Raw genomic sequence first — 13,634 nt, 5'->3', positions numbered from 1 at the left:
GTACTTTAGCGCCAATAATTATAGATAAATGAAGCGTATACTACCCGTAATACTATTTTTTGGCCTCTCATCAATGCAGCTTGTCTACGGACAAGAAAATGGTGCGTTCAATTTAAATGACCCAGAAAAAATCAGCTATCTCAATCCTAAAAACTATGTAATTAGTGCTATTGACATAACTGGAACACAATTTTTAGATAAAAATGTATTAATTACAATATCTAAATTGTCTGTCGGTCAATATTTGGAAGTTCCGAGTGAGGCAACTGCAAAAGTAGTGAAGGATATGATGGCTCAAGGCCTCTTTGATGATGTCGAATTATGGGCAGATAAAATTGAAGGTGAAAATATATTTTTGACCATCCGCGTAGTAGAACGTCCTCGTTTAACTCGTATTGACATCAACGGTTTAAGCAAAAGCCAAACGGAAGAAGTACGTAAACGTCTAAATAGCAACACGGGTAAAATTGTCAATGAAAACTTGATGAACACCACGCGCGCTACAATCCAAAGGTTCCTGAAAGAAAAAGCTTATTTATATCCTGAGATCACACTAAAAACAGTAAAAGATTCAGCACAGGCAAACAATGAAATATTGATTGCCGATGTGGATAAGAAACATAAAGTAAGAGTCAAAAAGATGACTTTTACAGGAAATGAGCACTTTTCTCAAAAAGATCTGAGAAAAATGGCCAAACCTATCAAGCAAAAAATGTGGTACCGCATTTTTGGTCCTGGAAAGTTCAAGGAAGAAAAATATAAAGAAGGTAAAGAAAACCTAGTCAAAAAAATGGCGGCCAAAGGTTATCGTGATGCAACGATCTTAAAAGATACCGTTATTCGCGATGGTGAAAAAAATGTGCTGGTTAATTTTGACATCTATGAAGGTCCTAAATATTATGTAGGTAATATTGTATGGACAGGTAACGCCAAATATTCAGACACCTTGCTAAATAAAATTTTAGGTGTCAAACGCGGTGATGTTTTTTCGGAAGAAAAACTAAATGCGAAATTGCTAGGAGGTGGGCGGAATGCAGATGATATCTCTTCGATCTACATGAACGATGGTTATCTGACTTTTTCGGTGGATCCTGAACAGACCCGCATTTACAACGATACCATCGATTTGAATTTACGTGTATATGAAGGTGCTCAGTATACCATCAATAACGTAATCGTCAAAGGAAATGATGTAACAAACGACCGTGTTGTATTACGTTCTATTTATACAAAACCAGGTCAAAAATTCTCGAAAGAACAGATTATGCGCAGTGTGCGTGAGATTGCACAGTTGGGAAATTTTGATGAACAGAAAACAAATCCTGTACCGACAAATTTAAATTATGCAGATGGTACAGTAGATATTGTTTATAACGTGACTGAAAAACCTTCCGATCAGGTCGAGCTTTCAGGTGGTTATGGTGCCGGTCAGATCATCGGTACCTTGGGTTTAACATTCAACAACTTCTCTACAAGTAATTTCTTTGATAAAAGTTCCTGGAAACCGTTACCACGTGGGGATGGACAGAAATTGAGTGTCCGTGGTCAAACTTCGGGTAAACGTTATCAATCCTATAGCTTCTCTTTCTCCGAACCTTGGTTGGGTGGTAAAAAACCGATTTACTTTGGTTTAAGTGCCTATACGTCGAGCTCGTCGTATGGTGGATTTAACTACTATACCGGAGAACAAATTGTGAAGGATTCAGAGTTAAATCGTATCTGGATGACAGGTATTACTGCTACTTTAGGTAAACGTTTGCAATGGCCAGACAACTGGTTCCAGGCCAATACTTCCCTGTCATTTCAACGTTATAAGCTACAGAATTATGGAAATTACTTCTTATTTGATAATGGTACAGCCTATAACATCAACTTGACGCAGGAGTTTAGCCGTAATTCGATCGATGCCCCGATCTACCCTACTTCGGGCTCAAACATCAAATTCTCGGTGCAATTGACACCTCCATATTCATTGTTCAACAACATTGATTATAAAAATGGTTCAGCTCAGGAGCGCTACCGTTGGACAGAATATCATAAATGGAAATTTGATTCCCAATGGTATGCAAAAATTGTGGGTAAACTAGTTTTCAAAGCACAGGCTCAATTTGGTTTCTTGGGTAAATACTCCAGCAAAACTGAAATATCAACTTTCGAACGTTTCAAAGTCGGTGGGGATGGTATGCAAGGGTTTGATTACTTACAAGGATCTGAAATTGTTGCATTACGTGGATATGCAAATGGTGTAATCATTCCTGAGGGAACACAAAATGTAAATGTGGCCCGAAATTCTGGTAGCCCAATCTATACCAAATATCAAATGGAACTACGTCACCCGGTTATGTTAAATGATCAGGCGACTGTATACGTATTGGCTTTCGCTGAGGCTGCAAATACCTGGAACAAGTTCACCGAATACAATCCATTTAAAGTACGTCGTTCGGCAGGTGTCGGTGCCCGTATCTTCTTACCTATCTTTGGTATGCTAGGTATAGATTACGGTCACGCTTTCGACCCTATCCCAGGTTTACCGAGCAGTACATGGAAGCAAAACTTCACATTTAGTATCATGCAAAATATGGGCGGATTTTAATCTTTTAATCCAACCCTATAACATAAAAAAGCTATCGCAAGCAATTGCGATAGCTTTTTTATGTTAGGGCTATTTCTAACTCCTATCCACACTGCCAACCCGCATTTAAATCCTATCGGATTAACGTAATTTCATCTGAATATCTGATAAATTTCCTTATATTCAGCTACTATTATTACCGAAAAAAGAAAGTCATAGACAAGATTCGAAGAATTATCGAAGCTAGATTCGACAACAAGTTAAATAGTGTTAAACCGGAGAAATATCTGCTAGATTGCTTCTTTTTTCTTATTTTTGAGCCGTAAATTTACGTAAAGCGGTTTTCCCAGATTAAACTTTTGGGTTTATCTCATGTCATAAGGTAAATTAGTGTTAAATAATAAAAAGTATAGTCTATAAAAACTTACAGGAAATATGAAAAAAATATTGTTAGTTATAGCTTTTGTAGTCGTGAGTGCTACAGCGACATTTGCCCAACAACTTGCATATGCTGATTCAGAATATATCCTAAAACATATTCCTGAATATACGACTGCACAGAAACAGTTAGATGACCTGTCTAAGCAATGGCAAGAAGAAGTGGATCAGAAATATGCAGAGATCGAAAAACTATATCAGGCTTATCAAAAAGATCAGGTATTATTAAACGAAGATATGCGCCGCCGTCGTGAGGATGAGATCGTAACAAGGGAAAAAGAAGTAAAAGACTATCAAAAACAAAAGTTTGGATTTGAGGGTGACCTCTTCAAAAGACGTACACAATTGATGAAGCCTATTCAAGATCGTGTAGCAAAAGCAATTCAAGACGTTGCTTCTGCACAGGGGATTGATTTTATTATGGACAAGGGTAATGAATCAACTTTTCTTTATGCCAATCCAAAATTGAATAAAAGTAATGATATCATTACAAAATTAGGATATAAACCTAACCCTAGTCTTGCAAACTAAGCTGGAGTTTATTATCATTGTGAACACAAATAGTAATAATAGTAATTAATTAGAAAACTAAAAGATTGCCATAAAGATGGCTCATTAGATTAAAATGAAAAGCATGAAAAATTTATTAAAGGGTGCGGTTGCTTTAGTGGCAGTATTTTTCTCAACTCAATTCGCAAATGCTCAACAAAAGATTGGTCATATCAATTTTGCTGAAATAATTCAGTCTACTTCTGAATTTAAAACAGCTGAAGGGCAATTGAAGACATTGAGTGATGGTAAAACCAAAGAAATTCAAGATATGGTTACCATTTATCAAACAAAACAAAAAGATGCAAACGATAAATTGCGTAACAGAAGTGAAGCGAATAAAGAAACTGTTGATCCAGAAATCAACAAAATAGGTCAAGAGCTACAGGATATCCAAGCTCGCATCCAAACTGCACAACAAGCAGCGCAAGATGAATTAGGTAAAAAAGAAGAAGAATTAATTGCGCCTATCCATAGAAAAGTTGGTGAAGCAGTAAATGCTGTTTCCAAAGAAAAAGGTATGGCATATGTATTTGATATTTCAAGCACAAATATTCCTTATTTCCAAGGCGGAGAAGATTTAACTGCTGCTGTTAAAACGAAATTAGGTATTTCAGCTACAGCTGCTCCTGCTGCTGCTCCAGCAAGAAAATAAGCTGAAATTTAACGTTTTTAAAAAAGGGATTATCCATACGGATAATCCCTTTTTTATTGCGCTCCATTTTTAGGAGCTAAGTCGGAATTCCATTCAGGATGCACCATTGATTCTCTCAATTAATTCCCCTACCTACAATGAAAAGTATAAGGCAAACTAAAAAGCTTATCGGATGAGTCAAATTATACCGCAAATAAAAATCTGCGACTTGATTTTCTTGCATTTACCAGCTAATTTTTAGATATTGGTTGGGAAAAACAAACATATCTACCCTAATGAAAACTTCATGGTCCCAAATTTGTTCATTACTTGGCGAATTGAGGTGCTCAGGAAAGCTTCGTCGTTAAAATGATTTTATTCACATGAAAAAGAAAGTAATTGAGGATAATCCTAAAAAAGAAAGAAAGGTAACTTCCGGTCCTATCCGTGACAAGGAACGCACCAAGGCACGAATGATTGCCGCTGTCGGAAAGGTAATTCAGAAAAAGGGATACCAAGCATTGAACGGACCTAATATTGCTTTGGAATGTGGGCTGAACAAAGCACTGATATGGAATTATTTTGGCGGTCTCGACCAACTGGTGGAAGCATACCTCACACAAAAAGATTTTTGGCAAATCGGAGACAAGGGCGTATTAGAGCAAATGGTCACAAACCCGAGTTCGATCAGCATCCCCTTGATAGAAGAATTGCTCAAATCTCAATTCAACACCTTTTTGAAAGATAAAACGAAGCAAAAAGTCATTCACTGGGGCCTAGGCGAAAAGACTAAGGCGCTTAAAAATATCGCTGACAGACGGGAAATGTTAGGCGAAGAATTGTTTAAACACGTCGATTCGAAGTTCGAAAACTCCGAAAACGATCTTCGGGCAACATTAGCCATCTTAGTAAGTTCCATCTACTACTTAAGTCTACAGGCGAAATCGACAGGAACTACCTTTTGTGGCATTGATGTAAATACAGAAGCCGGAAAAGAACGGATCCAAAAAACAATGCGCAAAATCTTAGAACAGACATTTTCTGATGTTCAGCTCTAAGCCCGCTGTATTTTGATAAAGCAAACGTCCAAGAAAGAATAATCTCTTCTTGGACGTTTTTCATTCTGGGAATTAAAGCCCTATAAAATTTCCAATAATTTAACACCTATGGCTTAGTTTTTGATTTATTTTTACTATGTTAGCATAACAAAATAATATAGTATATTTGTTTATAACCAAGATCCAAGCATATGATAGGTCAACTAATATTTGCGGTTTGTTTCGCTGTAGCATTATTTCTTTTTAGCAAAAATGCGCAACAGATTTATCGTAATATCAAGCTGGGCAGACCAGCAGATCGTTCGGATAGCTCTGCAGAGCGATGGAAAATGATGCTCCTTGTCGCTTTTGGACAAAAGAAAATGTTCAAGCGAATTTTCCCGGCGGTCCTGCATTTATTTGTGTACCTTGGATTTGTCATCATCAACATTGAAATGTTGGAAATTGTCATCGATGGACTTTTTGGTACACATCGTATCTTTTCATTTCTAGGAAGTTTTTATAATTTTCTGATCGGTGCATTTGAATGGCTTGCGCTTGGTGTACTCGTATCTTGTATCATCTTCTTAGTCCGAAGAAATATTGCGAAAGTAGCTCGTTTAAATAGTGTGGAACTGAAACATTGGCCCAAGACGGATGCAAATATTATTTTAATCACAGAGATTCTGCTCATGTCGGCTTTCCTCTTCATGAACGCATCTGATCTTAAATTACAGCTTTATGGTTTTGAGCATTTTAAGTCAGTCGGTTCCTTTCCGGTAAGCCACTATCTTCTTCCCTATCTACCGACTTCAACAGAGACCTTGTTTTTGATAGAGCGATTTTGTTGGTGGTTTCACATCCTCGGCGTACTTGCTTTCTTGAATTACCTGCCCTACTCTAAGCATCTTCATATTATTTTGGCTTTTCCGAATACCTATTTCTCCCATTTGAATGCTAAAGGCAAATTGTCCAATATGCCGGCTGTGACCAATGAGGTTAAGGCCATGCTTGATCCAAGCTTCACTCCTCCTCCAGCAGACGCAAATGCACGTTTTGGAGCCAAAGATGTCCACGATTTAACATGGAAAAGCTTATTGGATGCGTATACATGTACCGAATGTGGGCGATGTACATCATCCTGCCCTGCAAATATGACAGGAAAGCTGCTGTCCCCGCGAAAAATCATGATGGATACACGGGATCGGTTGACTGAAGTCGGAATTAATATCAAAACAAATGGCAGCTTTCAGGATGACGGAAAATCGCTAATTGACACTTATATCAGCCGCGAAGAGTTATGGGCCTGTACAAGCTGTAATGCGTGCGTCGAACAATGTCCGGTCAATATTAATCCACTGGATATTATTATTGAACTTCGCCGCTTTGCTGTCATGGAAGAATCCCAAGCTCCTGCGAGCATTAACAATATGTTTGGAAATATTGAGAACAATGGTGCCCCATGGAAATATGCGCAAATGGATCGTGCCAACTGGACTCAGCAACAATAGTTTTATGATGGAAAATGAATTAAACGTTCCCACAGTCGCAGAACTGTTGGCTAAAGGAGAAACTCCTGATATACTATTTTGGGTAGGCTGTGCAGGAAGTTTTGACGAACGCGCACAGAAAATTACGCGTGATATATGCCGAATATTGCAACATGTCGGTTTAAAATATGCCATCTTAGGCACAGAAGAAAGCTGTACCGGTGATCCTGCCAAAAGAAGTGGCAATGAATTTTTATTTCAAATGCAGGCCATGATGAACATTGAAGTGCTCAATGGTTACGAAATCAAAAAAATAGTCACTGCTTGTCCGCATTGTTTCAATACACTAAAAAATGAGTACCCATCACTGGGAGGCAACTATGAAGTCATTCATCACACACAACTGATCCAAAACCTGATCGATGAAGGGAAATTAAAACCGGCTGATAACAATGTGTTCAAAGGAAAAAAAATCACCTATCATGATCCCTGTTATCTTGGCCGGGCAAATGAAGTGTACGAGGCGCCCAGAAAAGTATTGGAGAGCTTAGATGCCCAATTGATTGAATTGAAACGCTGCAAGAGTAACGGTCTATGCTGTGGAGCTGGGGGTGGACAAATGTTCAAAGAACCAGAGCCTGGCCTAAAAGACATCAATATCGAACGCATCGAAGAAGTCATCGATGCCCAGCCTCAAGTTGTTGCTGCAGCTTGTCCTTTCTGTATGACGATGTTAAAAGATGGCGTAAAGATTAAAGAAAAGGAAGCTGAAATTGAAGTGCTCGATATTGCCGAAATCACAGCCCGGGCAAATCAGTTGTAAAATACGTTACTGCACTATATAGAAGAGGCCCGATCGTACGATCGGGCCTTTTGTGTAAGGAGAAGAATATCTCCTGTCCACGATTAAATTAAGGGAATCCCCAAGCCGGTTATAATATAGGGGATTCCCCGAATCGAAAGCCAGCGCGGTATTTATGCTGACCAAACGACTCTAGCAACTAGCCATAACAAAGGTACCTCCCCTAAATCAATTGATTGTTGTTCATTTTCGTGAAAATGTTGTTCAAATCTTGACTATTGAAAAAAAATGCTATTTATTTTCACCCGCTTAGATGAATATCGGACTTAAAAGCTTACCTAACGAAATAACTATAGCTCATTGTACTTGTCGAAAATTGGATTCAGCTGCGTAGCACTTGTTCAAATGATTACTAAAATAAGGGAAGCTCCGGTTTGATGGTCAGGAGCATAAACAGCTTACTTTCTAGGAGATCAACGAAAGTGTTTGATGCTGCTTTTTCGAATCGGTTTTAAAATATACTACAGTACTAAATAGAACATGCCCGAATCAATACGACTCGGGCATGTTATGAAAGATTACTCTAATAACGATCTAACTCTTAAATCTCATTTTTCTCGATCCATTTTGGGACCTGTGGCGCTTCATACTGCTGCATCTTACCAATCAGCTCCTCAATCGTATCACCGACCAATAACATTGCTCTATTTTCTTGTTTCAAAAGTCCCTCTTCGACCATGTGATCAATAAATTGAATCAGATGATTATAGAATCCATTAATATTTAACAGGCCCACAGGTTTTTTGTGTAAGCCTAACTGCGCCCATGTAATCATTTCAAAAAGTTCTTCCAAAGTGCCAAAACCGCCAGGCAAAGCGATTACGCCCTCGGCGTAGTCACTCATGATTCTTTTGCGATCATGCATAGTATCGACGGTAATCAATTTCGTTACCCCAGTATGCTCTCTTTCTTTTGAATTTAAAAAATCGGGAATCACACCAATTACTTCTCCGCCATGCGCAAGAGCTCCATTGGCAACAGCACCCATTAAGCCAACCCGTCCGCCGCCATACACCAAACGAATACCAGACGCTGCCAGCACCTGACCAACATGAGCAGCCTGCTCTTCATAGACAGACGAATTGCCTAAACTAGATGCACAAAAAATAACAATGCTTTTAACTTTATTCATATGCAAGTATAAAAAAAATAAACGATCAACTCCTTTTTTCAGCGTTGTCCTATACAAGAGGAATAATATCGCTTTGACAGGTATTGATTTCACAAACCATCGTGATCAGTCTGATAGAAATAATGTAAGTCTAATTTCGAGCGACCACTATATAAATGTAAAAAAAACACTTAAAATAATTAACACATTTAATATCTTTGGTTTAACGTTTTTTTTCGAAACTACTAACCAAACAAGCTAATCAGACCTTGTTAAAAACAAATGATAATTTCAGCTATATGATCTTAAGAAACAAATTTTTGCACGTTGCTTTTACAAGCTTATTTAGTCTGGCGCTAGCTGCTCAAACGACTCCTCAATTAACTTATTTCGATCTACGCGAAGTAAGGCTCTTACCGGGGATCTTCAAACATGCTGAAGATCTAGATCTTCATTATTTATTGGAAATGGATCCCGACCGACTTCTGGCTCCATTTTTACGTGAAGCCAAATTACCGATCAAAAAAGAATCCTATAGCAATTGGGAAAATACAGGATTAGATGGCCATATCGGAGGGCATTATCTGTCTGCCCTTGCTCATATGTACGCTTCAACAGGAGACCTTCGTATCAAGGAACGTCTAGATTATATGCTTGCAAACTTGAAGCGCTGTCAGGAAGCAAATGGAAATGGATACATCGGTGGTGTGCCGGGCGGTAAACTTATTTGGACAGAAGTCCAACAGGGGAATATCAATGCCGGAAGTTTCAACCTGAATGGAAAATGGGTACCGCTATACAATATACACAAAACCTATGCTGGTCTGCGAGATGCTTACTTGCTGACTGGCAGTAAATCTGCCAAAGACATGCTTATCAAAATGACCGATTGGGCCCTTAAATTGGTCGGTCAGCTTTCAGAAGCACAGATACAGGAGATGTTACGAAGTGAGCACGGTGGACTAAACGAGACTTTTGCCGATGTCGCCGCAATTACCCAAAATAAAGCTTATCTCGAGCTTGCCGGTAAATTCAGCCATCAATCCATACTTGAACCTTTATTACAGCATAAAGATCATTTAACAGGACTACATGCGAATACACAGATTCCAAAGGTTCTTGGTTTTAAAAGAATAGCTGACCTTTCCCACAACGAAAAATGGGCTGAGGCTGTTCGGTACTTCTGGGATAATGTTGTTGAACAACGCTCCATTGCTATTGGTGGAAATAGCGTAAGTGAGCATTTTAATCCAACAGATGATTTTTCAAAAATGTTGTATAGCATTGAGGGCCCCGAAACCTGCAATACGTACAATATGTTACGACTCACAAAAATGCTCTATCAAACCGATCCACAAGGAAAATACCTCGATTTTTATGAACGCGCTCTTTACAACCATATCTTATCGACACAACATCCTGAACATGGTGGATTAGTCTATTTCACGCAAATCCGTCCAGGCCATTATCGCGTTTATTCACAAACGCAAACAAGTATGTGGTGCTGCGTTGGATCAGGGATGGAAAACCACGCCAAATATGGCGAAATGATCTATGCACAACGCAACAATGACTTATTCATCAATCTTTTTATTCCTTCACAGCTAAATTGGAAAGAAAAGGGTATCGAAGTTGTTCAAGAAACAGACTTTCCGATGAAAGCCAATACCAGCATTCAAATCAACCCCAAAAAGCCGGCTTCCTTTAGCTTGTTTATCCGTAAGCCCAACTGGTTCACCGCGGCTCCGCATGTGCTGATCAACGGAAAGCCCTACCACAATTTCAGTTCCACGAATGAGCATATCCAGATCAAGCGAACCTGGCGGAAAGGTGATATAGTCAGTCTAGAATTGCCTATGGGGGTACATACAGAACAGTTACCAGATAAAAGTAACTATTATAGTATTTTATATGGGCCTATTGTATTGGGAGCGCGCACAGGACAGGAGGATCTCTTGGGACTTCAGGCCGATGACAGCCGAATGGGGCACATTGCATCGGGAAAACAAATCCCTTTACGTAATCTCCCAATTCTTAAAGCTGAACCGAACCATATTCCGGCACTTGTAAAACCAATAGCGTCAAAGCCCTTACACTTTACACTCTCAAATCTCTATTTGGGAAAAAAAGGTATTCAAATGGAATTAGAACCCTTTTTCGGTATTCATGATTCCCGTTATATGATCTATTGGCCTCAAGCAACAGAAAAGGAATTACAGGCATTACAGGAGAAAATGAGCCGCGATGAAGTAGAAAGCTTAGCACTAGCTGCCAAAACAGTGGATAAGGTAGTCGCTGGAGAGCAACAACCGGAATCGGATCACTTTTTTCGCGATCAAAATAGCAATGCCGGGGCATTTGGTGATACACGCTGGCGCGAGACGAAAGACTGGTTTAGCTATAATATGAAAATAACTTCAGAGACAAAACTACTATCGATCAAATTTATAGCTGACAATTCCTCAAGTGTAACCGAGGTTATCATCGATGGTAAAACCATCAGTACATTGAAAGACAAGGATGAGAAGTCAACTATTAAAACTATACGCATTAACCTTCCTGAAGATCGCACCGATAAAAATAAAATAGAACTGAAAATTAAGGCCGGGGCAGGATCTACAAGCCACAAGATTTTAGAAGCCCGAACCTTACTTTCCGACTAATAGCGTTACGGAGATAACCGCCATTAGTCGGAATTGATTGATCTGGCGTACTGTTCAACAACAGAATCGCCGAGTTGCTAGGTCAACTTAACTGTTTTTGTTACTAGTCGGAAGTAATCACTGGTTCTGTTTGTTACTTCCCTATTAAAACAATAGCTCCGTCGGGCTGCAAGGTCAACTTAACTGTTTTCGCCTTCGAAAGACGGATTTGTTTCTGTTGAGATTGTCGTGCTTTTGTATCGTCGATTAACTGTACCGAATCCGCTGATAGCATGGGTAAATTCACGGAAACAGTCTTTTCTTTTCCTTCTGCATTAATACCAGCCACATACCAGGTATCGCCTTTTCTTCTGGCAAGAATGACATATTTACCGGGATACCCCTCAATAAAAGTAGTCTCATCCCAGGTTGTAGGCACCTGTTTCATAAAATCGATCACATGGGCCGGCATATCCTTTAAATTGTTCGGTGTTAGACCGAAATTTTGCACCGGAGTCTGAAATAAAATTGCCGTCGCCAATTGAAATGTTTCCGTCGTTTTACGGATGGTCCCTCCATTATTTTCGCGATTGTGCCGTTTGTTAAGCAACACGGGACCAAAATCCATGGCGGCCACAGCATTTCGGATAAATGGATGCAACGTAGCATTAAAAGATTCAGTATCATTTGCATGCTGCGTAAAAATTAAGTTCTCAGACGCCAATACAGCCTCACTGCCAACAAAATTCGGATACATACGCTCCCATCCCCTCGGTAAGGTACATCCATGAAATATAACAGTCAATCCATAGTCGTTTGCATCCGAAAGAATATCTTCGTAAAGCTTCAATGTTTCTTGTTTATCGCCTCCAAAAAAGTCGACCTTTATTCCTTTAATACCCACACGCTGCATCCATTGCATTTCCTTTTTACGAGCGATCGAGGTGTTCATTTTATTTTTTGGAGTTTGTGGCGCATCATTCCAAAATCCATTTGAATTGTACCACAGACAGACACCTACGCCCAGTTCCTTTCCATAAGCGACCAACTGTTCTATTTTCTCATGGCCGATCTTCGTATCCCACCAATTGTCGATCAATACAAATTCATAGCCCATTGAAGCGGAGAGATCAATGTACTTTTTCTGATCTTCAAAATTAATACTTCCATCCTGCCATTCCAGCCAGCTCCATGTCGCCCGCCCAAAACCGTACTCCTTTGACGCTTTATACTGTGGCTCAACGACGTCAAAAGGAATCGTCGTTTCCACGATAGGTTTCAAATTACTTCCCAAAGTCAGTGTACGCCAAGGTGTATAACCCGGTAATGGAATTGTCGGCGCTGCACTTCCAACACCATTATTCTCTCCTTCTTCTGGAAAAGCGATCTTGTAAAGTCCTTCCTTTGTACCTTCGCTTAATTTTGAGGCACAATACGCACTGGATACACCCGTTTCCGAGACAAGCACCCAGCCGCGATCCCCAACATGAAAGAGGGCAGGAAAAGTATATCCAACGCCATACTTCGAAGGTACTCCTAATACCTGATCTGCCTGATACTCCTCCTCATAACTCGGTTTGGTCTTCATCCAGCCGATCATCGGAGAAGCTTGAGGCGTTAAAAACGTCGTTGTTACCAATGGGAATTTAAAACCACTTTCCTCTTTTATCAACGCAAAGTTAGCCGATTCCCCCACCTGTGGTACATAATATCTGAAGGCAATATTGTTGTTGCTCACGCGAAAGATAATTTCGAACTGCTGCTTGGAAGTATTCTCCAGACGACAACGCAATTCATTTGCAGTATACTGAACCTGGCTGCGTTTGATCTTCAATTCCTGATAACTGCTCGAAATTTCTGCTCTTTTTTCTTCGATCAGACGTAAATCAGCCGTCAAATTTATTGACTTGCTTTGAAGTCCAAGTGGTGAAGCTTCCAACATTATTTTCCCTTCCAGCTCAACCTCATAAAATAATTTGCCCTCTTTCAGTGCCAGCTTAACGCTCAAATTGCCATCGGGACTAGCCACTGATAGCTGCTGTGCCAAAGCGACATTGCTTAGAAAGGACACTATACATACCAGAACAAAGCGTTGAACGGATAGAGCTCTTAAATAGTGCATACAATTGTGATTTAACATAGATTATTCCAAATAGTAGGTTAGTTATTTTGTTAAAGATAAGCTTTTAATTTATAAATGTACAATAAACACTTATTATATCTAGCGTATCATTTCCTACCGTTTCCCGTTACCTCCTACATCACCGACTTAGTAAGAGTTTGGAATATCGGTCGTTTC

The 13,634-nt window shown here is 39.5% G+C and carries 9 protein-coding genes; 7 read left to right on the top strand and 2 right to left on the bottom strand.

Annotated elements, in window-relative coordinates; all coding sequences use genetic code 11:
- Positions 1 to 28: 28 nt before the first annotated feature.
- The 6 genes from bamA to B3C94_RS12235 all read left to right on the top strand — a co-directional run bounded on the left by bamA (position 29) and on the right by B3C94_RS12235 (position 7,543).
- On the top strand, positions 29 to 2,593 hold the full coding sequence (bamA, locus tag B3C94_RS12260) for an outer membrane protein assembly factor BamA (protein WP_293904003.1): 2,565 nt from the start codon (positions 29 to 31) through the stop codon (positions 2,591 to 2,593).
- A 414-nt stretch (positions 2,594 to 3,007) separates the two neighbouring features.
- Positions 3,008 to 3,541: an OmpH family outer membrane protein gene (locus B3C94_RS12255; RefSeq protein ID WP_293904001.1), complete on the top strand. Its 534-nt coding sequence runs from the start codon at positions 3,008 to 3,010 to the stop codon at positions 3,539 to 3,541.
- A gap of 103 nt (positions 3,542 to 3,644) precedes the next feature.
- Entirely contained in the window at positions 3,645 to 4,214 is a 570-nt protein-coding gene (locus tag B3C94_RS12250; RefSeq protein WP_293903999.1) for an OmpH family outer membrane protein, read from the top strand.
- Positions 4,215 to 4,576: 362 nt separating this feature from the next.
- Complete coding sequence (locus B3C94_RS12245; protein ID WP_293903997.1) at positions 4,577 to 5,251, top strand: TetR/AcrR family transcriptional regulator; 675 nt, start codon at positions 4,577 to 4,579, stop codon at positions 5,249 to 5,251.
- Positions 5,252 to 5,442: 191 nt separating this feature from the next.
- Positions 5,443 to 6,741, top strand: coding sequence for a 4Fe-4S dicluster domain-containing protein (locus tag B3C94_RS12240; RefSeq protein ID WP_293903995.1), 1,299 nt, complete (start codon positions 5,443 to 5,445; stop codon positions 6,739 to 6,741).
- A gap of 7 nt (positions 6,742 to 6,748) precedes the next feature.
- Positions 6,749 to 7,543: a (Fe-S)-binding protein gene (locus B3C94_RS12235; protein WP_293904209.1), complete on the top strand. Its 795-nt coding sequence runs from the start codon at positions 6,749 to 6,751 to the stop codon at positions 7,541 to 7,543.
- 580 nt (positions 7,544 to 8,123) lie between these two features.
- Here B3C94_RS12235 and B3C94_RS12230 read toward each other — a convergent pair.
- The gene (locus tag B3C94_RS12230) at positions 8,124 to 8,714 is read right to left on the bottom strand and encodes a TIGR00730 family Rossman fold protein (protein ID WP_293903993.1); all 591 of its coding nucleotides are present in this window, start codon (positions 8,712 to 8,714) and stop codon (positions 8,124 to 8,126) included.
- Between the two features lie 278 nt (positions 8,715 to 8,992).
- Here B3C94_RS12230 and B3C94_RS12225 point away from each other — a divergent pair, with 278 nt between their 5' ends.
- Positions 8,993 to 11,356 carry a glycoside hydrolase family 127 protein gene (locus tag B3C94_RS12225; RefSeq protein ID WP_293903991.1) on the top strand — a complete coding sequence of 788 codons (2,364 nt, stop codon included), beginning with the start codon at positions 8,993 to 8,995 and terminating at the stop codon, positions 11,354 to 11,356.
- 133 nt (positions 11,357 to 11,489) lie between these two features.
- Here B3C94_RS12225 and B3C94_RS12220 read toward each other — a convergent pair whose 3' ends face one another.
- A complete protein-coding gene (locus B3C94_RS12220) occupies positions 11,490 to 13,457 on the bottom strand; it encodes a glycoside hydrolase family 97 protein (RefSeq protein WP_293903989.1) in 1,968 nt (655 codons plus the stop codon).
- Positions 13,458 to 13,634 lie beyond the last annotated feature (177 nt).

This window comes from Sphingobacterium sp. UBA5670 (assembly GCF_002420705.1).
Taxonomy (GTDB): domain Bacteria; phylum Bacteroidota; class Bacteroidia; order Sphingobacteriales; family Sphingobacteriaceae; genus Sphingobacterium.
The sequence above is the reverse complement of the archived record's forward strand: the minus strand, read 5'-3'. Positions and strand labels throughout refer to the sequence as shown.

Excerpts from the sequence above, each read along its gene's own strand:
- bamA (WP_293904003.1), top strand. The coding sequence starts at position 29 with ATGAAGCGTATACTACCCGTAATACTATTTTTTGGCCTCTCATCAATG.
- B3C94_RS12255 (WP_293904001.1), top strand. The coding sequence starts at position 3,008 with ATGAAAAAAATATTGTTAGTTATAGCTTTTGTAGTCGTGAGTGCTACA.
- B3C94_RS12250 (WP_293903999.1), top strand. The coding sequence starts at position 3,645 with ATGAAAAATTTATTAAAGGGTGCGGTTGCTTTAGTGGCAGTATTTTTC.
- B3C94_RS12245 (WP_293903997.1), top strand. The coding sequence starts at position 4,577 with ATGAAAAAGAAAGTAATTGAGGATAATCCTAAAAAAGAAAGAAAGGTA.
- B3C94_RS12240 (WP_293903995.1), top strand. The coding sequence starts at position 5,443 with ATGATAGGTCAACTAATATTTGCGGTTTGTTTCGCTGTAGCATTATTT.
- B3C94_RS12235 (WP_293904209.1), top strand. The coding sequence starts at position 6,749 with ATGGAAAATGAATTAAACGTTCCCACAGTCGCAGAACTGTTGGCTAAA.
- B3C94_RS12230 (WP_293903993.1), bottom strand. The coding sequence starts at position 8,714 with ATGAATAAAGTTAAAAGCATTGTTATTTTTTGTGCATCTAGTTTAGGC.
- B3C94_RS12225 (WP_293903991.1), top strand. The coding sequence starts at position 8,993 with ATGATCTTAAGAAACAAATTTTTGCACGTTGCTTTTACAAGCTTATTT.
- B3C94_RS12220 (WP_293903989.1), bottom strand. The coding sequence starts at position 13,457 with ATGCACTATTTAAGAGCTCTATCCGTTCAACGCTTTGTTCTGGTATGT.